Raw genomic sequence first — 22,585 nt, forward strand, 5'->3', positions numbered from 1 at the left:
TTAAAATAAAATGACTGCTTATTCTTCTGATTATCGACCGAATTCATCAGCGTTATCATATCATGTCGACTTATTCCGCACAGCTGGTTTCAAATGGCCACTAAATATTATTTTCGAATACCAAAGATGTATCAATTCTACTACTTAAAATCTGCCACATATATAGTTAAACACTACTTAAAAAACAATGATTTCATGCGCTAAATCTAACAAAAATAACGTATTTATAATAGGCAGATATCGCAACAGCTGCTAAGCTTAGCGACGATTTAGATTTTGCCATGCATAATACAACAACAGTCTGGTAATACATCTAACAAGAGTGTTTCAAACACTCAGAATCATTATTTATCAGTACATTTAGGCTCATTAAGGTAAATTCGTTATGTCGATGTTCAGTATAGAACCAAGCAGCTTATCGTTGAGTCTAACCCTAGGACTGACTTTAGGTCTTAGTGCTTGCCAGAGTTTGCCCAAGCAGCCACATTTACCAGAAAGCCAAGCACTATCAGCACGCGTAGAAGCGCTATATTCAGACGAGCAAACGACGCAAGGTGAGACGATTAAGACTAGCAGCACTGACTTGGTCTCTGCTATTAGTGCGCAGAACGATATTCATCCTGATTTGTCTGGCTATCACCCAATCGTGACCGGAGCAAATGCTTTTGCGGCACGTAGCATCTTGACAGATATGGCCACGCGCAATATTGATGCGCAGTACTATATTTGGCATAACGATCAGGCTGGGCAGCTTCTACTAAAAGACTTATGGGACGCAGCTGAGCGCGGTGTGATCGTGCGCTTATTGTTAGATGATTTTAATAACAGTGCCAAGTTCGACCAGCATTTGTTACGCTTTGCTAGTCACCCCAATATTGCGGTGCGTATCATCAACCCTTTGATGCATCGTAAGTTTCCAACGTTGAACTATGTAACTGGTTTGCCGCGTATCAATCGCCGCATGCACAATAAGAGCATGACCTTTGATAAGCAAATTACTATCATCGGCGGGCGTAATATCGGCAACGAATACCTTAGCAATGACCAAAGCAGCCAATTTGCAGATTTGGATGTCTTACTGATTGGTAAAGTCGTTGCAGATATTGATAACAGCTTTTATGACTATTGGTCATCGCCTTTATCATTTGATATCGAGACCTTAGCGAAATTTGATGATGACGTTACGCCTGATTTTTTAAAGGCCTTAGATAAGCTCGGTCTGGATGAAGAAAACAACGAAGGCAGCAGCTTGACGGTTTATAAAGCTGCGATCAAAGATTCTACGATTGATAGTGATTTGATCAACAAGCGTGTGCCTTTCCGTTGGACCGATATGCAATTCTTGAGTGATGATGTCGGCAAACTAAGTAAAACAGTTCCTGCCGATACTAACTTGGTTCATCAGTTGCGTAACTTGCTTGGTAGCCCAACCAAGAAATTGACGATTATTTCTTCTTATTTTGTACCGACCAAAGATGGCGTCGATACGTTGGTTAAACTGGCTGAAGCTGGTGTCGATATTAAGATATTAACCAACTCATTTGATGCGACCGATGTGACTGCCGTTCATTCTGGTTATAGCCAGTGGCGACCTCGCCTGCTTCGTTCAGGCGTCAAAATATATGAGCTAAAATCAACCGCTGCTGAAGAAAAACGTGATAACAAACTGTGGCGGGCACGTAGCCAATCATCGACTAGCTTGCACGCAAAAACGTTTGCAGTAGATGATTATCAAGTCTTTATTGGTTCGTACAACGTTGACCCACGCTCTGCCAATATCAATACCGAAATGGGTGTAATCATTAATGATGACGAGCTAGCAAGGCAGCTGCATGGCGCTTTGAGCGACGATCTATTAAATCAAGCATATGAAGTCAAGCTACTAGAAAATGGCAATCTGCAATGGCACACCATGGAGAAAGGCGAAAAAGTAGTCTATGACTCCGAGCCACGAGTGGACATGGGTGACCATGTTTGGCTAACCATTATGTCTTGGTTGCCCATTGACTGGCTGTTGTAGATATATAGCTTATTAATTTCGACAGTTCTAGAATATTTAGTTTTGCGACTCAGTTGTATTAAGTAAACAAAATACCATTCAAACACTTTTATTTTAAACACCCAACTTATTGTTTCGGCAAATCATCTTTTATATATCTTGATTTGCCGTTTTTACCATGGCCGGTTATCCAAACGATGATCGTCTTAATGACCACTTTACTCTGTGGATATGTGATCTATTATGCCGTCTCGTTCTCAATACGCCCTAATGTCTACTAAAGACAAAAACATAGTGATGTTCATTAGCTTCATCAGCGCTGTGATATTTTTTGATTTTTTGATTTACTTGTATATCTCAGATATTGTTTCAGCGGCGATTTTTCCTGCTAATGCTGACCCTAGAATTGCTAAACTGCAAGGAATGGGGCTTTTTGTTATCGGTTATTTAGCACGTCCAATCGGAGGTGTTCTCATCGGTCGTTATGGTGATATAAAAGGTAGAAAGCCCGTTTTATTGCTAAGTATCATAGTTACCGCATGTAGTCTCCTAGCAATGGCATTTTTGCCCACTTATGCACAATGGGGCATTTTTGCGCCTGCTTTATTCATTCTATTAAGAATCATACAGGGTATGGCATACGGACTTTATGTTCCCTTATCTTGGGTATTTGTGGCAGAGCATGTGCCCAGACAATATTTATCAGTAGCCTGTAGCTACGTGACTGCCAGTTTCTTTGTAGGCGTATTATTTTCAAATGCATTTTTTATGTGGCTCTCTAGCTTTATGACTACCGCTGAATTAACTGAATATGGATGGCGCTTGCCATTTTTAGTGGCCGCTATACTAAGTGCTTTGCCGTTATTAATGTGGCGACTGGTTGGAGAAACGCCTTTCTTTTTAGCACTCGTAAAACCGAAAGCAAGTAAAAATGCAGGCAAGCCACTGACGTTACTTTTTAAACACTGTAAACATTCCATTTTTATCGGTATGGTACTGACGTTAGTAATCTCTAGTATTTCTACTGTTATCGTTTTGCTATTACCTGACTTGATAGAGATAAATTTTTCGTTGGATAGTGATTTATTCGGATTTTCCCATAGCCTGGGCATCGTATTTATCATTTTTGGCTGTATATTTTATGGGATGATTTCTAATCACGAGAATTTCGGTAAAGTGTTGGTAATCGGTTCGATTTTACTGATTGCCCAAATGTTGGCTTTCTTTTACCATTTGCAGGCGGGCGGTGATTATATATTAATCATGTATGCGATTTTGGGCTTCTGTGCTGGCGTGATTGGTATGGTCCCTGCTATCCTTATAGAGCTGTTCCCAACCAATGTACGTCTGACTGGCGTTGCTTTTTGCAACAATGTTACACAGGGCATTACTGGTGTGCTAATACCTTTTGGTCTTGGATACGCCACGACTCTAGTAAGCTTTTCACCAGCACTGTACATTGCCTTTATTGGCTTTATCGGTATTATCATGGGGCTTTATTTTTATAATTTGCCCGAGCTGAAAAAGATTGACCACGTTATTGTATAAGTAAACAGTCAATCGCCGCTTCGCATAACACTTGAAGCTCTATAAAATCTTGAAAATAAGGTGCAGTGGGTTGTCTCATCCATTGCACCTTCTCCATTTATTTAAGACACAAATATTAAGGCTTGATCACCATGGTTGATATGACCAACAAACGCCTCTCAGTTGCGCCAATGATCGACTGGACTACGACAGATTATCGTTATTTTGCACGACTGTTTAATCCGCATACCTATCTTTATACCGAGATGATCAGTACTGGTGCATTGATTCATGGCAATCGAGCACGGCATTTGCGCTTTGATACGCTTGAGCATCCTCTTGTATTGCAGCTCGGCGGTGCAGACATCAGTGAGATGACGCAATGCGCAGAGTTTGCTCAGCAGTATGGCTATGATGAAGTCAATATCAACGTCGGTTGTCCCTCAGATCGCGTACAGCACAATAAGATAGGCGCCTGTCTGATGGCAGAACCTCAGACCGTCGCTGATTTGGTCAAGCATATGCAAGCTGCAGTCGATATTCCAGTGACGGTCAAACATCGTATTGGCATCGATGACTTTGATAGTTATGAGTTTATGGTGGACTTTGTGCAGACAGTCGCAGCGGCAGGTTGTACCCGCTTTATCGTACATGCGCGTACCGCATGGTTGCAGGGGCTCAGCCCTAAGCAAAACCGCGAGATACCACCGCTACGTTATGATGATGTGTACCGTCTAAAGCAGGACTTTCCTGAGCTGGATATTGAAATCAATGGTGGTATCGATACAATTGAGGACATCCGAACGCACCTACAGCATATCGATGGCGTGATGATTGGTCGGGCGTTTTATCACAACCCGTATCTATTAGCAAAGGCCAATAGCTTATGGGACGAGGCAACTCCTGAGACAATACCTAAGCGCTCAGAGATTTTAGCGCAGCTATATCCCTATCTCGAAGAACAACTCGCAAAAGGCGAAGCGCTGCCAACGATGACACGGCATTATTTGGGACTTTTCCAAGGTCTAATGGGCGCGCGTAAATGGCGTCAAGCCTTGAGCGGCAAACCTCAGCTGACGATTGATGATATTAAGCGAGCTGCCGATGAAGTGCTACTATTAAATCCTGATGCATAATCCTAACGCGTCGCCAAATTTTTATATCTAACTATTTCGATATAATTTATATAGTAGCAATCATTAAGGCTAGTATTTCATTTACGCCGCTTGCGCAATATACTGCCACATCGCTGCACCATTATTGACAATGTGTAGTACGATTGGCAGTAGTAGCGAGCCCGACTTAATCCGTGCATAGCAAAATATCAATGCCAACACTACGATAGTACTAATCTCGTAGATACCATACTGCACATGGATCACAGCAAATATCAAACTTGTTACAATGCTTGCGACAATCGCCCCATGATTCGCTGAATATGATGATGCCGTGAACTGTTCTGCGATGGCTGACCACAATATGCCGCGAAAGATAATCTCTTCATAAATTGGTGCGACGACGACCATGGCAAAGACCAATAGCCAAATTGAACTGACTGACTGATAGAGCGGATCAACAAACACTAGTGGCGTCATATCGAGTAAATACGTCAGTGCCTGACTGGCAATCATAAATATCAGTAGTAGCCCAAGCATCGCTATACCCATCGACAGTGAGAACGGTTTCAAGGCTAGATATTGACGCAGACTGCCACCTTTTAAACGAATGATAAGCACGCTAATTGCCACTAGCAATACACAGCCGATAAGTATAGACAGGCTCACGACTGTTCCATCATTACTACCAAAATAGAATATCCGCCCTATCGATGTCCTTTCATCGGCAGGTAATACAAGCTTGCCAGCGACATAAACACCTACCAACTGACTGATAAAAAACGCAAGCACCATTCCTACTGTTAGCACGAATGTACCCACGCGCGAAAATAGCGGCAAAGACTTAGGTGAGACAGTCTTACTAGATGGCGCAGTTAGGTTCTTTGGCATAAAGGTATCACTTAAAAATACTCTGGCAGCTCATATCCATTACAAGCATGACTGATGGTATGTTGCATTTATTTTGACAGTTGCTGCTTGATCAATCCTAGCACCTGCATTGAGACAGACTCTGGATGCTCAAGTGGGAACATATGTCCTCCTTTGTGAGTCTCATAAGGAATACCCAAGCGCGATTTTATCTGCTGCGGAAAGCGACGTTTCAAAAAAATACTGTCTTGACCAATGATTAAAGTCACAGGTACTTTGGGGCCACGATTCGGTGCCAGCCAATACCAAGATGGATTGGTACGGAACACAGCGACTTCGCTGGCTTTAGGGATAGCCAATGTCACTTTGCCATCCGCGCGCTCATGCAAGCCGTGATCGATATATCCTTGAAAGCTACGCTCATCGAAATTCTTAAAAAACCCTTTATGTCGCATTTTCTCATATGCTTCATCTCGGCTATCCCACACATCACGGCGATGCTTGGACACGCCAGCCGGTGACAGTTTATCCATCAGACGGTTATTCATAAGCGGTAATCTGTCTGCTGTCTTTGCTAAATGCCATAACAAGCTGACTTTGCCATAAATCCAAGGCGGGTCCATAAGTACTGCTTGTGCAAATAGTTCAGGCTGACGATACGTAGCCTGCAACGTACACATAGCCCCAAGCGAATGCCCTACTCCTACTACCTGTGCTACGCCATGCTTTTCGCAGGCACTGTTTACGCTATCAATGATTTGCTGCGTCAGACTACGCCAATGATCATCCACTGGATAATCAGGCGTATCACCCAACATCGCAATATACTCAATCGTAAAAAATTCTGACAAACCTTTAAAAAATGGCTCATATACCGCGCTTGGCATTCCATTAGCATGGGCAAAATGCATCACAGGTTTATTGGTTATTTTAGAGACAGGCAGTTTAGCAAAGGACTGCAAATTTATTTCATCACTCATGACAGACTCTCGTGGGATCGTTTATGTTATATATTATTTTAATGATTGAACCTTGTACCCTTATTAAAACCAACCATGTTTATATGGCAAGTTTGACGACTGTGTTTGATGGTTATAGTTGTATAGCTAATTTAATCAGGCTATCACTCAGACCAAGGTTTTTTATTTGGTATTACATATAATTAAGGCTGAGCACAATTATATGCTCAGCCTTAACAATCATACACATTATATCTAAAACATAAAACGCTTAACGCATCTGCCCAGTGTTGCTTTCTTGTGGCAATACATCAAGACTAACGCTAGAGCCAATACCTGCACCTAACTTCACTGCAAAACGATCCATAAACATTTGGAACGGATCAGTTGGGCTATAACTGATGATCGTATCGAGATCTAGTTGCTTACTTAAACTTGTGATACTACCTGTTTTATCTGCTAAGCCTAGCTCAATAGACTGCTCCCCTGTCCAGAATAACCCTGAGAACAGTTTGTTTTGCTCAGGATTTTTCAGGCGGTCACCGCGACCTTCTTTGACAGCGTTGATAAAATGCTTGTGCGTATTTGCTAGTACTTTTTCGACATGATTTTCTTCATAATCAGTCAACGGACGAGATAAGCTTAAGATATCTTTATACTCACCAGCCGTAATCGTACGATCTTCTACGCCAACTTTGTCCATTAAGCCTTTAACGTTGTAGCTTGGCATAATGACACCGATAGAGCCGACCAGACTTGAAGGATTGACATAAATCTCATCTGCGGCAGACGCAATATAATAAGCACCTGACGCACCGATATCACCAATCACCGCATAAAGCTTTTTGTCTGGGTACTCTTGGCGTAAGTCCATCATGGTCTGCCAAATCTCGTCAGACTGTACCGGTGAACCGCCAGGTGAGTTGATATCCAATGCTACTGCTTTTGAGTTACTGTTTGCAAAAGCGTCTCTCAATGCTTCATTGACATCATACGCATTGGCCACATCGTCATTACTGATGACACCTTGCAGCTCAACCACTGCCAAATGTGGTTCGCTAGTATCGACTGCATCCATACCTGTTGGTGCACTGCTGCAACCACGACCAAGGGTCAAAAATATCAATAGGATATAACCAAAGGTCAGTAGTTTAAAAAAGATACTCCAGCGACGAGCGCGGCGCTGCTCAACCACACTCGCTAATAACGTGTTTTCCAGCACCTTCCATTCTTGTCCACTTGGCGGGCTTGGTTGCTGCGGTTGCGTTGGCTGATTTGCCGAGTTATCAGGACGTTTGTTAGGGTCTGGTGGCCAGTTGGGCATATAACTTCCTAAGTTAGAAACAATCTAAAACAATAAAATGAGGTTGTCGAGAAATACAGCTAGAACGGTGGTATATACCTGATACTGTCTCACCATATCTGTGACCTATGTTAATAGTCAGTGACCTGTATTAATAGGCTGCTAAGTATGGTGGTATTTCGATAATGGTTCAATAGTATAACTGTGAAATATCACTATATTGTAACGCTGATAATATAAGCCTTATTTTTCAGAGTTAGTAGTTTCGGCATTGGGAATACTATCAATGTTATTTAGTTGTTTAGCGATAATGCCGCGTCTAAGGGCTTATTATTATAGGTTATAACTTCATCAACTCTTTGACGACTTATGGCATCAGCTGTAATTTGCGAGGTACTATGACCAAGCCAACGTGTATTTTTGAATAGCATGTCATCATTATTTGATTCAGCTGAACATAGTAATGACCACAGTTGCCAAACGCGTTGATGAGTATCAGCATTTAAAATTAAACGCGACTGGGACTCTAACTGTTTGCCAGTTAACTGGTTAGATGCTATTTGTGCTGGAGGGCTAACAGGTGAATTGGCAGGTAACGAATTGAGTGGATCTGCCGCATTGTATCTTAGAACGCGTATAGGCAAGTTAGTATCAAGAGCAATCGTACAATCCCAAACGCTGGTATCACCTATCTTGGTCCAACCAGTGATGGCCTGTACTGACAACTCATCGTTGGCCGACTGCCATATTTTTCCTTGCTCACAACGCTGAGTGCTGATAGTAAGCGTATCTTCAGACTGCCTAACTGTTTTGTAAGCTTGCTGAAATGTAGACCAACGATCAGAGCGCCCTGCTTGCCAATATTGGCTAATAGCTAACCGGTCATTTAATTGAGCAACGGTCATCGGCAGTAATTCAGAATTTTTAGTATTAGCAATATTCTTATTGTCAGGAATTAACGTATCAGTCAGGCTAATACTGCTGCTCTGTACGACAATACTTTCTAACTTATCGACAGATATACTACCCAGTTGCTGCTTTAAATTTTCAGATAAATTGTCTGCTGTCAGGCTGCTTGGCATCATTCGTGTAGAGGCTGGTCTATGGTCAGCTAAGAACAACCAATTGGTATTGTCTTCATTGACGGTAGGATATTGCAGCAATGCCGCCGTTATATACGAATCACCCGTTGGTAGAATATACAGGGTCGGTACAGTTACCAGTGACTGCTGATTGGCATACACCGTTATCATCAGCAACGTTAATGGTGGTAACATCAACCAACGACTGAGTAAACCTCGTGGCAGTAGCCAAGGCAATGCACTTAGCAAAGCCATCGATAGTATCGCGATATTAACTGGTGTATAGAGCCACGCATCCGATAGCGCTGGCAATGACGTCAGCCAACTCATTAAATCGTGTAGATGACCAACTATCGTACTAATAATTACCCAAAGAATATCAGCAATACTCGGCACCAGAAGGTAACATAGTCCTGCTAATAGATTGAGCGGTACAATCACCCAACCAAATAGCCCGATAGCAAATAAATTGATAAAAAGACCCCATAACGACGCCTTACCGAATAAAAGCAACGTAACGGGTAATAAAGTAAGAAACAGCCAAAACTGTAATTTAAACACACGCTTGATCGTTTGCCAAACACGGTTAGATAGCGCGTTATTGATATGAGTACGTGGCTTACCATCGTGTACAGTCGTTGCAGCAGTAGTCTGATGCTGATACGACTTATCGTCATACTTAAGTAATAACGCCACTGCAATAAAAGATAGCCAGTAACCTGCCTGCCACAATACGTAAGGGTCACGCCAAGCCATCAACACAGCCAATGCCAATAGCACGCGCATCGTACTAATAGGGAGCAATGTTAATCTGACAAATCCAATCGCTAATAACATCCAAGCCGTACGAGCAGCAGGCACGTCAAAACCAGTAAATAACGCATAAATAAAAGCGGCACCAATCATTACCCACCAGCGCACTTGCCAACGCGGAATACGCCGATAAATCGCTGAATAATTACGATCAAACAGCAGTACAACTATGCCTGCCAATACAATAGCTAAAAACAGTACGTGCGTGCCTGAAATAGCGAGCAGATGTGAGATACCCGCCAGTTGATATAAATCTTTAGTATCACGATTAATCAAGCTACGATCACCCGTGAGAAGACTTAATGTCACGGCTTTTGCTTGTTGCTCTGCTGTCGTTTGTGCTGACCAGTCTTGATAGAAATGCTGTCGTAATCGCCAACGCCCTTGATCAATACGAGTACGAAAGCGCTGAAGATATGAATCAGAGTCTAGCGACTGCTTCGAATACTTTTCAGCGCTGATTTCATTGCTAATTTCGCCACTATTTACCAATGTAGGGCTAACGGCCAAAATATTTGCAACGCCATCAATATGCCGACCTCGTAACCAGCGATAACTGTCAAAGCCAGTAGGATTATTGCCTGCTTGCTCAGAAGTAGCCAATGGCGCCAGTGCTAGGCTCATGAATATCTCATCACCGGGCTGCAAATCGTTTAAGAATGCAAACTGGCTATCATTTGCAGACTTTTTTGGATAGGCGTTAAGTAAGATTCGGTGTTCGCTGACTTTGATATTAACTTCATTGGAATTAATATTGTAATTTCTGCTTAGGCTATTTTTATTCGCATCTAAGTAGTCGGATGTTTTAGTTGCTAATTCTATCGGCGTCAGCTCAGCAACCAATGGAGTGATATTCGTTATCACGGCTACTTGGCGATACCCGCTGTCTGTCGCGGCATCATAAACACTGTCGCTCAACCCTTCGATACGCACGAGCGCTTGTACTCGTATCGGAGCGGTAATTTCAGTGCTTTCTGCTTGTTGATGAATAACCAAAGCTTGTAGTGCACTGCCTATCACTAACCCAGTCGCTAACAAAGCTAAGACTAAGTATCTAATAATACGGAAAGGAAGTTTAGTATGACGAGATGCGTTGTTAGAGGTATTGCTATCAGCGCTGTGGCTGTCTATCGAGGGTATGTTGAATTGAGCAGACGCCAGCAGAAACGTAGCAAATACAATCAGCGCCAACGACAGATTGGACGGATCAATCATATCTAGCAAAGACAAATCAGTTGGCAATATCACATTATCTGCGACTGCCAATACGCCCATCATAACTATAATTATGAGGCTACCAATCAACCAGTACACCAGCACTCCTTGCTTGATGACTTAAATATTATTCGGCCAAATATAGTTGTTTACTATAGCAAATGACACGCGATGCAATAGCATTTATATTTATATTACCCTATACTGAGGCAACGTATTAGGTGGTAACTATCTGACACCACCATTCTGTGTGTTCTAACCTTTATCCTACTCACCATATATTACTTTATACCAGCTTCTCAATATCATTGAGTAGACTGTAGTTAATGATTAAAGGCGATCCTGTGCCCCAAAAACGTCTAAAAGACCTACTTCCTACACCAGAGAAAATCTTAGAAAGTCGCACTTTAAAGCTGTTTGCACCGCACTTAGCTGATCCAAGGTTATGGCATTTCAATCGACACAGCCTAAATAAGGCCGTCTATATCGGTGTACTAAGTGCATTTTTTCCGCTGCCAGGACAGATGTTACTGGCACTTATTGGCTCGCTTATTTTTCGTGCCAATGTCCCTATGGCGCTTGGTTTGACATGGATTACCAACCCAGTCACTAGCTTACCCATCTTCTATGCTGGATATTATATCGGTGCAAAGATCATTGATGCACCTGTAATTAGTTTGCGATTCATCGGTAGAATGATTGCTGATTTTAGCTTATGGGCATTATCAAATGGTGCCAATCCGTTCATTACTTATCGCGGTACCGTATCGCTTGCTGCATTTTGTATCGGGCTAACAATTTTAGCCGTAGTCACCAGTCTTATTTGCGGTTTGGCATTTAAAGCCATTTGGCGTTATAAAACCGTGGCTAGTTGGCAGAAACGTCAGCAAAAACCTTCTGACGAATCTGACAAGTCATAAGGCAATTTATAAGGCAATTTATCTTTATTACACGGCTATAACGCTTACGCCCTAGCTAAACTAAGCTAGCAAAGCTCATTCTTCTTTACTGTTCTCTATAGCATTCAAAACTTTGTCAGTGAAATTGCTATCCATCGGTACGATCTCAATGACTTCATCATTTTTACAGAGCGTGTAACGCTTACCTGTCGCGCTGTCTTGAACTTTTAGGTCGTAATCAACCCCAGCCAAAGTGATGGCATCAAACACAGGGGTCAGTAGCTCCGTTTGTGCCTGTCTATCGAACGTTTCAAACAAAGTTGGATCGATATAAGGCTTTAACGGCTCATTACCTTCTTCTGCACTGCCAAAAGCCGCAATTGGATTATCATCTTCACGCATTTTACGCATCCTTATAAAATAGATAAGGCGGCTGGCTCACAACCGCTTAATCGCTAGTTTCTATGATATATTTTCTTAATAATACAACAATAACTTTTCAATATGATAGCCATAACAAACGCCAATAGATGGCGTTTTGGTCAGTTTTTCGACCTAATATAAAAAATTATTAATACTGTTCCCAATGCCCATTGCGTAGCAACAACTGACGGTCAGCAAGAGCAGCTAAATTGCGATCATGCGTCACCATAAGTAGCGCAGTTTGCATGGTGCTTTGTAGTTCTGACAACAGGCCAAATACGCTCTGCGCATTGTCATAATCCAAGTTACCTGTTGGCTCGTCCGCCAAAATAAGCGATGGCTTAGTCACTAGCGCGCGTGCAATCGCTACACGTTGGCGCTCGCCACCTGATAGCTCACCTGGTCTATGCATCAAACGATGCTCAAGACCGACATTTTCTAGAATCTCAACTGCCTGCTTACGAGCATCAGTCGTTGATACTTCTGGACGCATCAGCAACGGCATGGCTACGTTTTCGATTGCTGTAAATTCTGCTAGCAGATGGTGAAACTGATAAATAAAACCCAAATGCTTGTTGCGCATAGCTCCGCGCTCAGTTTCATTCATGCTATTTAATAACTGACCATGTAACCAAACCTCACCACTGGTTGGCGTATCTAGACCACCAAGCAAATGTAGCAACGTACTTTTACCTGAACCACTGGTTCCAACGATAGCGATGCGCTCACCCGCATGAACAGTCAGATCAAGACCAGTCAATACTTGTGTACTGACCGCGCCTTCATCATATATCTTATTGATATTGGTCGCCTCTAAAATGGCAGACATAGCGCTTCCTTTATTTTATTTATTTCGGTATTTATTTCGATGTTTAGGCGTTTGCGATTACTCATAGCGTAGCGTTTGAGCAGGCTGAATCTTAGCCGCTCTGCGCGCTGGATAAATTGTTGCCAAAAAGCTCAATACAAACGATGCACCTGTGATTAATACCACATCTAACAAACGCAACTGTGATGGCAAGTAATTGACAAAATACGCATCAAACAGGTTCAGACCAAAGGCTTGATTAATAAAGCCTAAAATATCGCTGACCGTAAGCGCAAATATCACACCCAGTATCGTACCAGCGATAGTACCGATGACACCGATGACCACACCTTGAACCATAAAGACTTGAGTAATCAAACGAGGAGACGCACCAAAGGTTTTTAAGATTGCGATATCTGCTTTTTTATCGGTCACTAGCATGACCAGACTTGAGACAATATTAAAAGCGGCAACTAGGATAATCAAAAATAGTAATAGGCCGACCATGGCTTTTTCCATTTGAATTGCCCCAAACAGATTGCCATGAGTTTGTGTCCAGTCATTTGGATATAGCTTTTCAGGTGCGATAGCAGCCGCTTTTTCCGCAGCTATCGGCGCAGTAAAGATATCGTTAAGCTTCATGCGTACGCCCTGCGCACCTTCTGGCAGACGCAGTAATTTTGCCGCATCACCCATCGGGATAAACGCCATAAGACTGTCTACTTCTGGGCTAATCGTAAAAATACCTGTCAGAGTAAATCGCTTAAACCGCGGTATCACGCCTGCTGGTGATGGTGACGCTTCTGGCAATACTAGCGTCACTTTATCACCTATTTGCAGACCCAAAGACTGCACCATCTCCTCGCCCAACACGATACTGAAATCACCACTTTTCAGGGTGTCAATACTACCTTCAATCATGTGCTCATTGATAATGGAGACGTTTTTTTCGTATTCAGGCTCGACGCCTGTCACCATGATACCTGCGACCTGACCATTTGATGTCAGCATCCCTTGCAGTTGAATGAATGGTGCCACAGCTGCCACTTCTGGGTCTTCCTTGATCTTATCAGCTAGCTGTTCCCAGTCGCCAATAATTTCTGATGAGACCACAGTAGCCTGCGGTACCATTCCCAAAATACGAGTTTTCAGTTCACGGTCAAAACCGTTCATCACTGATAGCACCGTAATCAATACGGCAACCCCAAGCGTCAGACCAATCATCGAGATGAGTGATATAAAGGAGATAAAGCCATTACTACGTTCTGCTCGGGTATATCGTAAGCCGATAAATAACGCTAAAGGACGAAACATATTCAAACTCTTTATCTTATCTACGTGCGACTTTATATAGGTTGCATAACAAGCAGTAGTAAATGCATCATACAGTTGCTACTACTCACATATAAATCAAACACAAAAACAGGGTGTCAGACGAGCCAATAACAGCTGTCAAAAGGGAGCTAGTTTGACACAAACTAGCTGATATGTGCCAGTCATTAGCAACAACTGAGAGTATTTTTTACCAAAAAACTGGGTTTTGTTATTATTTTTTATAGGGGGCTTGCTATTAGCTGTACCAATACCTATATATTATATGCTAAAGACAATTGTCATTAACCCCTCATTGAGGTTTCTGATCTTTTACTGGCTAGGTTGCTGACCATCATAAACCAATCATTTAAAATGTTGGATGGTACACAAGCAAACACAGTATTAGATATAAACCTCACGCTGACTTAATTTTGAGTATTTTCATGACCATAAATTATCAATACAAAAACATTCAATCTCCTACCAAGATCACGTTGACCGATGAGCAGTCTGCAGGTCACGCCGATCACTGGCGTATTCTGACCGATGATATGAGTCATGATGTGCCTGAATGGCTACAAAAAATGATCGAAGTCGCTGCTATGCCTAAAGGCCTGAACAACAACGTCAGTGCAAAAGACAGTTGCCTGCTTCTATCAGAAGACCAACCTTGCCATATTAATCAAGTGCTGGCGATGAAAGATGGTAAGCCAGAATGCTTTATTAATGCTTATCCTTGTGTCGATAGTCCTTACGGATTGAACTGCAAAATTGAGCGTGTCATCGCTAATGACAACTCGCATGATGCCGTGTTGCGCTTACGTACTGCTGATGGCAGCATTATTTATGCGTTTGATCAACTCTATACGACCAACCGTCATCTCTATCAACGCGACACTTCTTACTATGTGAACTTTAGTGCTTGGGCGCACGAAATTAAGCTAAGCGAGCAAAATGAAGTCATCATGGTCGAAGACCAAGAGTCTATCCGTTATCATCGTGCCTTTAACGACATCGTGGCGGCAAATGACGGAAAAATCCCTGATGACTTGCAAGAGCAAATCAGCGAATGGAAACCTGAGACCAAAGAACAAATGGCACCTGTCGAGATTAACTTGGGCCATATGTGCGCTTACTTGTTTGGCGATACGCTAGGACAAGAAGATGAAGCTTGGTGTCAGGGTCAAGTACTTGGCAAGCAAGAAACCGTATTTAATGGTAAATCTATCATATTGTTTGACGTGGTGACGCTACGTGAGCAGGATGCAGATCCTTTTGTAGTGCGTATTGGTGCGCTCAACACTGCTGAAATCAATAGCATCAAAGTACATGACTACGTCCAAGCAAACGTATGGCTGCAAGCAGCAATATACAAAGAAAACCAATCAAATGCGACGCAGCAATCAAAAGCTAGCTAGGCTGTTTGAAAGACTTTCTACAGCTTTCATGCTGTTACTTATGTAATTACCCAATAAAAAAGCCCCTAATATGAATTAGGGGCTTTTTTGTGTCTTACTGATTTACAACGCAAAAACGTAGCGTAAAATTCGTATCAATATGCGATTAAGCCATTGTCGTCATTGATTTGATGCGAGTGTATAGCTCTTTTTGCTCTGCACTTGGACGTGCAGTCTGTACTGCCATTAGCTGTGACATATCGCCTTCGACGCGGATTTTGCCACTCATAAATGCACCCATGATTTGATTGGTATCAAAATCAGTGATGATAGACTGTAGGATATCGCGATCTAATAGCAGCGTCGTCGTTGCATTATCGTTTAAGCCGCGATGCAGCAAACCATTTGCAAAATTGGCTTCGATAGTTTTATCAGCTTCAGCCACTTTTAAGTTGACGACCATATTGGCAAGTACTGGCGGTAAGTTTAACTCACCTGCTTCGTTGCCCATTTTTTCTACTTGCTCAAACCATTCATCTGTCAAAAAAACTGCCATATTATATTATCCTTAATTGATATTCTGTCAGACCAATATCCCTTGAGGCACTCTTGACCTAACTATTAGAATTATTAAAATGATTGCTATCAATAGACCTATGCAATACATAGCCATTAATGACGTTCAGCATCATTATAAAGGGCGACTTGATAAGAAGTAAAACCTATTTATCGGCTCAGCAATGTTATTGTTACAAAACTTCTTTGCAGGCCTACGCTTATGTTTAGCGAGCGCTTCCCCTATTCAATCAAACTGAGCATCTAGAATAGTGACAAAATTGTGTATAAAATAGAGGAGTAGCACAGCAATAATAAGTTGCTCGCTAACATTTATACCAAAGAGTTTGTATTTTGGCGCATAGTTCTGATGATATTTAATTAGGATTGCGTTACAATACCCTTAAACAGAGTCGGGAGTTTTAACCAAACATTACATAATCGTGTTTTTTGTCAGCCGCCGCTAGCATACATCTATGGTCAATGCGTTTTAATAGCCCTATAGATATGGGTATCTATCTTCATTAGTACAGATTTTTTCGTAATAATTAAGATACATATTTAGCCTTATGAGATGTTTGATGCTCAAAACGGCGCGTCTTCTTATTTACCTTGATGATCTATTAACAATCCTATTATCGATTGACCTTGAGTAAGGTGCATGAAGTGCCTATTTCTATTTATTAGTATTAACTGATAGACAGCAAGGGCCTGAATCGATATTTAATGATGTCATTGCGCTAAGTAAGTCAAAAAACAACATGTGTTGGCACCAGTATAAATATGAATTTGAGAGTATTTATAGTGCAGACAGCATAGATTGTTGGTTAATTCTGTTGATAATTCGGGCTGTAAAGGAATCATCCAATGAGTTTACAAAACACAGCAGTCGCCCCAGTTGACCGTGAGTATGAAATTACTGTCGTAAGATTTTTTACGATCATGGCTGTCGTTTGGGGCATCGTCGGCATGAGTCTTGGTGTGTTCATTGCTTCACAGTTAGCATGGCCAGCACTCAACTTTGACATTCCATGGCTGACCTTTAGTCATTTAAGACCACTGCATACCAATGCGGTGATTTTTGCGTTCGGTGGTTCTGCCCTGTTCGCAACGTCTTACTACATCGTTCAGCGTACCTGTAAAACGCGCTTATTTGCGCCATACTTGGCTTGGTTCACCTTTTGGGGTTGGCAGGCAGTCATTGTTGCTGCCATCATCACGCTGCCTCTAGGTTTGACCACCAGTAAAGAATACGCTGAGCTTGAGTGGCCTATCGATATCTTAATTGCCTTGGTATGGATTTCTTATGCCATCGTATTTTTTGGTACACTCATCAAACGTAAAACTTCACATATTTATGTGGCTAACTGGTTCTTTGCCGCTTTTATCATTACGATTGCATTACTACACATCGTAAACAGTATGGCGATTCCTGTTAGTGCGTTCAAATCTTACTCGCTATTTGGCGGTGCAACTGATGCGATGGTGCAGTGGTGGTACGGACATAACGCGGTAGGTTTTTACTTAACGGCAGCCTTCCTTGGAATGATGTATTACTTCGTTCCTGTACAGATTGGCCGTCCTATCTATTCTTATCGTTTGTCTATCGTTCACTTTTGGGCATTGATTGCTTCATATATGTGGGCCGGTGGTCACCATTTGCATTATTCAGCGCTTCCTGATTGGACGCAGTCTCTTGCTATGGTCTTCTCAATCATCCTATTCGCACCATCTTGGGGTGGTATGATTAACGGTGTACTAACGCTATCAGGTAGTTGGGATAAGCTGCGTACCGATCCGATCATTCGCTTTATGATTGTGGCATTGTCGTTCTACGCGATGTCGACGTTCGAAGGCCCAATGATGTCTATCAAGACAGTGAATGCGCTATCGCACAACACTGACTGGACAATTGGTCACGTACACTCAGGTGCACTTGGCTGGGTTGGTATGATTACCATTGGTTCGCTATACGTACTGTTACCCCGTATTTATAACAAACCGAAGATGTACTCTATTAGCTTAATCACCACGCATTTTTGGCTTGCGACTGCAGGAACGATTTTCTATATCGTATCTATGTGGATCTCAGGTATTGGCCAAGGCATGATGTGGCTTGCTACTAACCCAGACGGTACTTTGGTATATAGCTTCGTTGATACTGTTGAATTCTCGCATTTCCCATATATTGGCCGTGCATTTGGTGGCTTCCTATATGTATCGGGTATGTTTGTAATGGCTTATAACTGCTATAAAACACTCAAAATGCCAGAAGGTAAGCCTGTAGATGTCGCTGATCCAACGGATCATGAACCTAGTGTCGAAAAACCTTCGACAGCTAACGTATAAGGAGCGATCATGGCTGGTACACCGCATGAAATTATTGAAAAAAATACAGGCTTGTTAGTCATTGGTATCGTGATTGCTATTAGTTTTGCAACGCTAGTTGAAATCGTGCCATTGATCTATGACAACAAAGGTCCTGAAGAAGGCGGCTTGAACAAGCCCCTTCCTGCTATGGAGCCTTGGACAGCGCTTGAATTTGAAGGTCGTGATATTTATATCCGCGAAGGATGTCACGTTTGTCATACTCAAATGGTTCGCCCATTACGTGCAGAAGTTGAACGTTATGGACCATATTCACGTGCCGCTGAGTCGACGTGGGATCATCCATTCTTATGGGGATCGAAACGTACTGGACCAGATTTAGCACGTGTTGGTGGCCGTTATTCTGAAGATTGGCAAAAGCAACATTTGATCAATCCGCGTTCGCTAGTGCCTGAGTCAGTTATGCCAGGTTTCCCCTGGTTGGCGACTAACGAAGTAGATGGCGAAAACATTCAAGCTAAAATGCGTCTATTCCGCGATCGCTTCGGTGTTCCTTATACTGAAGAAGACATTGAAGGCGCTCCAGATGCAGTGCTTGGCGCTACTGAGCTTGACGCTTTGGTCGCCTATCTACAGCAGTTAGGTACCGCAATGGAAGGACAGCGCTAATGGGTATTGGTGAATTACAAACAATTGCGACCGTTTCTGCCTTTATTGCCTTCGTAGGCGTTGCATGGTGGGCGTATTCGCCAAAAAACAAAAAACGCTTCGAAGAAGATGCACAACTTGCGCTTGATGACGAGGATATAAAATCTCTGTCTGAAGAGCAGCGCAATAAGGATAAATGATGACATTTTTTTGGAGTTCTTGGATCACGCTAATCAGTTTCGGTTGCTGGCTTTTTATTCTTGGCGTTCTGCTGTTTGTACTAAAATACAAACCAGACGTTGAGGAAGACGGTACCACTGGTCATGAATATGATGGTATCCGAGAATACGACAAAGCACTTCCTAAATGGTGGTTGGTGATATTTTTTGGTTCAATCGTTTGGGGTGTGGCGTACTGGGTATTCTTTCCAGCTATGTTCCCAGCACATTGGAAAGGCATCGCCACCGTAGAAGTTGACGGTGAAACTGTACCGTGGACCTCTAAAAACGAGTTGTTCAGTGAGCTTGAAAGTAACAACAAAGTATTTACTGATAACTTTGAAAAAAGCATTTTGGTAAAAGCAGATGCTGCAGGCGCGACTGCGACACTTGGTACGCTAAACGAGTTACAAGCGACCATGCGTCGTAGCGAAAACCCACCAGCAGATCTACAGACTAAAATTGACGAAAAAGTTGCAGAACTTGCTCCTTATGTCGAAAAACTGTCTGAAAATCCAAATGCGTTAAAAGTTGGTAGCCGCTTGTTCCTGCAGAACTGTTCTGTATGTCATGGCTCTAACGCTAAAGGTGCAACAGGCTACCCTAACCTAACAGACAATGATTGGTTATACGGCGGCGAAGCTAGCAACATTCTGACTACGCTACATAATGGTCGTATTGGCGGTATGCCTGCTTGGCGCGATCAGATCGGCGAAGACGGTGTACGTGCAGCTTCTGAATATGTATTGTCACTATCTCCAAACAACGGTAGTAAGAGTAACGGTGAACTTGACCAAACTTTGGTTAATCAAGGCGAAGCTATCTTTAAGCAACAGTGTGCACTATGTCACTCTGAAAGCGGTAAAGGTATGATTTCAGCAGGTGCACCAAACTTGACTGACAACATCTGGTTATATGGCGGTGAGCGTGAGACTGTACGTAATACATTACGTTATGGCCGTGCTGGCGTTATGCCTCAGTGGGAAACTAAGCTAGGTAATGAGCGTATCATGCTACTTGCTGCTTATATCTACTCACTATCAGATAAAACAGGCAAATCACCTGAAGCAGCACCAGTTACTGCTGCTACTCAACCTGTAGCAACTGAAAAAGCAACTGCTAACTAAGACGTTGTTACTGTACTGAATATGGACGAGATTTAATGAAGGGAGAACTGTTATTGCAGTTCTCCCTTTTGCGTATGGCGGTATTGATTTTCATTTAGAAATGTCAATGATGAGCGGCTATAAACACTAGAAAACGTTCTCATATATTCGTTGATTTTTATGATTATCACCCCATTATTAGTAGGGAGAATGCTAGAATAGCTATTTTTTAAAATAGTCTATTAGTCATGGCTTTATATCGCTCTGACTCAATCACATAACACGATAGTCAATTTCGCATAAATCAGATACAGGCTCGTTTAATCTACTATTTGTAGTCCCTTCACTGCCCTTTACTTGTATCAAAACTATGTTGAGCCGACTATATTTACAATCGATCATTTGGTAAGCAGATTAGAAAGTTTTCTATCCGCTATTTACTGACATTGATAACATCATACACTCATATACCTCGACGCTAGAGGTGTTTGTTCATCATGCCAGCAGACTGATTCTTTTTTTAAAGAGGCACGTTTATGTCAGCACAACAATCCAATAAAATTCCTGTACAACAAGTCGATCTTGATGCAACCAAGCATCGTGTGCATCCGAGGTTTGTCACAGGTTTTTATCAAAATATTCGTGTCATCACGATGTATGCTCTTTTGGCGGCTTTTTTACTTTTGCCATGGCTGCGCTATAATGATAGACAAGCAATATGGTTTGATGTGCCATCACAGCATTACTATATTTTTGGCATGACGTTTTTGACGCAAGATTTTTATTTTATTGCTGCATTTGCCATTATTGCCGCGTTTACGCTGTTTATGGTGACGGTATATGCTGGGCGCGTTTGGTGCGGTTATGCTTGTCCTCAAACAATATGGACGCATCTATACCAATATGTTGAAAAATGGGTGATTGGCGATCGTAATAAGCGTATCAAGTTTGATAAAGCACCGTTAAGTGCGAGCAAAGTGTTCAAGCGCACAGTGGTATATTCAATTTGGTTTTTGCTTTCTGTGATTACCGCAGCGACCTTTGTTAGTTATGTAGCAGGTACAGATTCTCTATATCACAGCTGGCAGTCAATAGGAGTAATTCCATTCCCTGACTGGCCAACGTGGGTATGGGTCTCAATGTTTATCTTTACCTTTGCTACTTATGCCAACGCAGGCTACATGCGTGAGCAAATGTGTGTACAGATTTGCCCCTATGGCCGCTTTCAAAGTGTGATGTTTGATAAAGACACATTAATCGTATCTTATGATTATGAACGCGGTGAGCCGCGCGGTGCCCGTAAAAAAGGCACAAACCCAGAGCACTTAGGCGACTGCATTGAATGCACCATGTGTGTGCAGGTCTGCCCTACTGGTATCGATATTCGTGATGGTCTGCAAGTTGCCTGTATTCAGTGTGCGGCTTGTATCGATGCCTGTAACGAAGTGATGGACAAGGTCGGCTATCCGCGTGGCCTGATTCGTTATACGACCGAACGTCAGCTAGCAGAAAAAGAGCCAAGCCGCGTACTGCGCCCACGACTATTTGCTTATTTGACATTATTAGCCGTACTATGTGGCGGCGTTATATATGCGTTAACCGATCGCGTGCCCTTGGAAATTGATATCCGCCGTGACCGCAATCAGTTATCGTCTATCAACAGTCAAGGCATGATCGAAAACAGCTATATCGTCAAGCTAACCAATAAGACACAGGATGCTCATACCTATACGATAACGCTTGCACCGCAAAAAGGGCTGAGCTTAGAGCTACGCTTTAATGATGTACCATTAGAAGCGGGCGAAAGCTTTGATATGCCAGTTAGTATTTATGGTGATCCTGATGTGATAGAGTTTGGCCAAACGCCTGTCACGCTAAATGTGAGCAGCGAAAACGGTAAGTATAAGGTAAGCAAACAAAATATCTTTACGACCCAAGGTCAGTAAATGATTAGCAGACCTATTGTTTAATTTCATGTATATCATTCGGTAGTCTGTAGCTAGTGC

The 22,585-nt window shown here is 42.4% G+C and carries 18 protein-coding genes; 10 read left to right on the plus strand and 8 right to left on the minus strand.

Going from position 1 to position 22,585, the window contains the following annotated elements; translation table 11 throughout:
* Window positions 1–385: 385 nt before the first annotated feature.
* The 3 genes from IEE84_RS08595 (at window position 386) to dusA (ending at window position 4,662) form a co-directional block, all read left to right on the plus strand.
* On the plus strand, window positions 386–2,020 hold the full coding sequence (locus IEE84_RS08595; RefSeq protein ID WP_191113877.1) for a phospholipase D family protein: 1,635 nt from the start codon (window positions 386–388) through the stop codon (window positions 2,018–2,020).
* A 222-nt stretch (window positions 2,021–2,242) separates the two neighbouring features.
* On the plus strand, window positions 2,243–3,547 hold the full coding sequence (locus IEE84_RS08600) for an MFS transporter (protein WP_191113878.1): 1,305 nt from the start codon (window positions 2,243–2,245) through the stop codon (window positions 3,545–3,547).
* A 131-nt stretch (window positions 3,548–3,678) separates the two neighbouring features.
* Complete coding sequence (gene dusA / locus IEE84_RS08605) at window positions 3,679–4,662, plus strand: tRNA dihydrouridine(20/20a) synthase DusA (protein ID WP_191113879.1); 984 nt, start codon at window positions 3,679–3,681, stop codon at window positions 4,660–4,662.
* 81 nt (window positions 4,663–4,743) lie between these two features.
* Here the strand turns inward: dusA and IEE84_RS08610 are convergent, their stop codons facing one another.
* From IEE84_RS08610 to IEE84_RS08625, 4 genes are all read right to left on the minus strand, one after another.
* On the minus strand, window positions 4,744–5,532 hold the full coding sequence (locus IEE84_RS08610; RefSeq protein WP_224737717.1) for a CPBP family intramembrane glutamic endopeptidase: 789 nt from the start codon (window positions 5,530–5,532) through the stop codon (window positions 4,744–4,746).
* Window positions 5,533–5,600: 68 nt separating this feature from the next.
* On the minus strand, window positions 5,601–6,491 hold the full coding sequence (locus IEE84_RS08615) for an alpha/beta fold hydrolase (RefSeq protein WP_191113880.1): 891 nt from the start codon (window positions 6,489–6,491) through the stop codon (window positions 5,601–5,603).
* 250 nt (window positions 6,492–6,741) lie between these two features.
* Window positions 6,742–7,794: a signal peptide peptidase SppA gene (sppA, locus tag IEE84_RS08620; protein WP_191113881.1), complete on the minus strand. Its 1,053-nt coding sequence runs from the start codon at window positions 7,792–7,794 to the stop codon at window positions 6,742–6,744.
* 272 nt (window positions 7,795–8,066) lie between these two features.
* Window positions 8,067–10,982, minus strand: a complete 2,916-nt coding sequence (locus IEE84_RS08625) for a ComEC/Rec2 family competence protein (protein ID WP_224737718.1) — start codon at window positions 10,980–10,982, stop codon at window positions 8,067–8,069.
* Window positions 10,983–11,227: 245 nt separating this feature from the next.
* On the opposite strand from IEE84_RS08625, the gene IEE84_RS08630 reads away from it, so the two are divergent.
* The gene (locus IEE84_RS08630) at window positions 11,228–11,803 is read left to right on the plus strand and encodes a DUF2062 domain-containing protein (RefSeq protein ID WP_224737720.1); all 576 of its coding nucleotides are present in this window, start codon (window positions 11,228–11,230) and stop codon (window positions 11,801–11,803) included.
* A 75-nt stretch (window positions 11,804–11,878) separates the two neighbouring features.
* On the opposite strand, the gene IEE84_RS08635 is transcribed toward IEE84_RS08630, so the two are convergent.
* The 3 genes from IEE84_RS08635 to IEE84_RS08645 form a co-directional block, all read right to left on the minus strand.
* The gene (locus IEE84_RS08635) at window positions 11,879–12,184 is read right to left on the minus strand and encodes a hypothetical protein (protein ID WP_191113883.1); all 306 of its coding nucleotides are present in this window, start codon (window positions 12,182–12,184) and stop codon (window positions 11,879–11,881) included.
* Window positions 12,185–12,353: 169 nt separating this feature from the next.
* On the minus strand, window positions 12,354–13,034 hold the full coding sequence (lolD, locus tag IEE84_RS08640; protein ID WP_057760792.1) for a lipoprotein-releasing ABC transporter ATP-binding protein LolD: 681 nt from the start codon (window positions 13,032–13,034) through the stop codon (window positions 12,354–12,356).
* Between the two features lie 57 nt (window positions 13,035–13,091).
* A complete protein-coding gene (locus IEE84_RS08645) occupies window positions 13,092–14,327 on the minus strand; it encodes a lipoprotein-releasing ABC transporter permease subunit (RefSeq protein WP_191113884.1) in 1,236 nt (411 codons plus the stop codon).
* 443 nt (window positions 14,328–14,770) lie between these two features.
* Here IEE84_RS08645 and IEE84_RS08650 point away from each other — a divergent pair, with 443 nt between their 5' ends.
* Window positions 14,771–15,745, plus strand: a complete 975-nt coding sequence (locus tag IEE84_RS08650; protein ID WP_191113885.1) for a hypothetical protein — start codon at window positions 14,771–14,773, stop codon at window positions 15,743–15,745.
* 145 nt (window positions 15,746–15,890) lie between these two features.
* Here the strand turns inward: IEE84_RS08650 and IEE84_RS08655 are convergent, their stop codons facing one another.
* Complete coding sequence (locus IEE84_RS08655; RefSeq protein ID WP_057760797.1) at window positions 15,891–16,280, minus strand: SCP2 sterol-binding domain-containing protein; 390 nt, start codon at window positions 16,278–16,280, stop codon at window positions 15,891–15,893.
* A gap of 866 nt (window positions 16,281–17,146) precedes the next feature.
* Here IEE84_RS08655 and ccoN point away from each other — a divergent pair.
* From ccoN to ccoG, 5 genes are all read left to right on the plus strand, one after another.
* Window positions 17,147–18,628, plus strand: coding sequence for a cytochrome-c oxidase, cbb3-type subunit I (gene ccoN, locus IEE84_RS08660; protein WP_191113886.1), 1,482 nt, complete (start codon window positions 17,147–17,149; stop codon window positions 18,626–18,628).
* 9 nt (window positions 18,629–18,637) lie between these two features.
* Entirely contained in the window at window positions 18,638–19,276 is a 639-nt protein-coding gene (gene ccoO, locus IEE84_RS08665; protein ID WP_191113887.1) for a cytochrome-c oxidase, cbb3-type subunit II, read from the plus strand.
* A complete protein-coding gene (locus IEE84_RS08670; protein WP_057760804.1) occupies window positions 19,276–19,455 on the plus strand; it encodes a CcoQ/FixQ family Cbb3-type cytochrome c oxidase assembly chaperone in 180 nt (59 codons plus the stop codon). Before ccoO ends, IEE84_RS08670 begins: the two co-directional genes overlap by 1 nt.
* Complete coding sequence (locus IEE84_RS08675; protein WP_191115437.1) at window positions 19,455–20,600, plus strand: c-type cytochrome; 1,146 nt, start codon at window positions 19,455–19,457, stop codon at window positions 20,598–20,600. The genes IEE84_RS08670 and IEE84_RS08675 overlap by 1 nt, the downstream gene beginning before the upstream one ends.
* A gap of 515 nt (window positions 20,601–21,115) precedes the next feature.
* Complete coding sequence (ccoG, locus tag IEE84_RS08680) at window positions 21,116–22,525, plus strand: cytochrome c oxidase accessory protein CcoG (RefSeq protein WP_191113888.1); 1,410 nt, start codon at window positions 21,116–21,118, stop codon at window positions 22,523–22,525.
* Window positions 22,526–22,585: the final 60 nt, after the last annotated feature.

It is taken from the genome of Psychrobacter sp. 28M-43 (genome assembly GCF_014770435.1).
GTDB lineage: Bacteria > Pseudomonadota > Gammaproteobacteria > Pseudomonadales > Moraxellaceae > Psychrobacter.

Bases quoted from the DNA above. Each gene is read 5' to 3' on its own strand.
- IEE84_RS08610 (WP_224737717.1), bottom strand. From the start codon at position 5,532: ATGCCAAAGAACCTAACTGCGCCATCTAGTAAGACTGTCTCACCTAAG.
- IEE84_RS08615 (WP_191113880.1), bottom strand. From the start codon at position 6,491: ATGAGTGATGAAATAAATTTGCAGTCCTTTGCTAAACTGCCTGTCTCT.
- ccoO (WP_191113887.1), top strand. From the start codon at position 18,638: ATGGCTGGTACACCGCATGAAATTATTGAAAAAAATACAGGCTTGTTA.
- IEE84_RS08670 (WP_057760804.1), top strand. From the start codon at position 19,276: ATGGGTATTGGTGAATTACAAACAATTGCGACCGTTTCTGCCTTTATT.
- IEE84_RS08600 (WP_191113878.1), top strand. From the start codon at position 2,243: ATGCCGTCTCGTTCTCAATACGCCCTAATGTCTACTAAAGACAAAAAC.
- IEE84_RS08675 (WP_191115437.1), top strand. From the start codon at position 19,455: ATGACATTTTTTTGGAGTTCTTGGATCACGCTAATCAGTTTCGGTTGC.
- IEE84_RS08635 (WP_191113883.1), bottom strand. From the start codon at position 12,184: ATGCGTGAAGATGATAATCCAATTGCGGCTTTTGGCAGTGCAGAAGAA.
- IEE84_RS08645 (WP_191113884.1), bottom strand. From the start codon at position 14,327: ATGTTTCGTCCTTTAGCGTTATTTATCGGCTTACGATATACCCGAGCA.
- lolD (WP_057760792.1), bottom strand. From the start codon at position 13,034: ATGTCTGCCATTTTAGAGGCGACCAATATCAATAAGATATATGATGAA.
- ccoG (WP_191113888.1), top strand. From the start codon at position 21,116: ATGTCAGCACAACAATCCAATAAAATTCCTGTACAACAAGTCGATCTT.
- dusA (WP_191113879.1), top strand. From the start codon at position 3,679: ATGGTTGATATGACCAACAAACGCCTCTCAGTTGCGCCAATGATCGAC.
- IEE84_RS08595 (WP_191113877.1), top strand. From the start codon at position 386: ATGTCGATGTTCAGTATAGAACCAAGCAGCTTATCGTTGAGTCTAACC.
- IEE84_RS08650 (WP_191113885.1), top strand. From the start codon at position 14,771: ATGACCATAAATTATCAATACAAAAACATTCAATCTCCTACCAAGATC.
- sppA (WP_191113881.1), bottom strand. From the start codon at position 7,794: ATGCCCAACTGGCCACCAGACCCTAACAAACGTCCTGATAACTCGGCA.
- ccoN (WP_191113886.1), top strand. From the start codon at position 17,147: ATGAGTTTACAAAACACAGCAGTCGCCCCAGTTGACCGTGAGTATGAA.
- IEE84_RS08655 (WP_057760797.1), bottom strand. From the start codon at position 16,280: ATGGCAGTTTTTTTGACAGATGAATGGTTTGAGCAAGTAGAAAAAATG.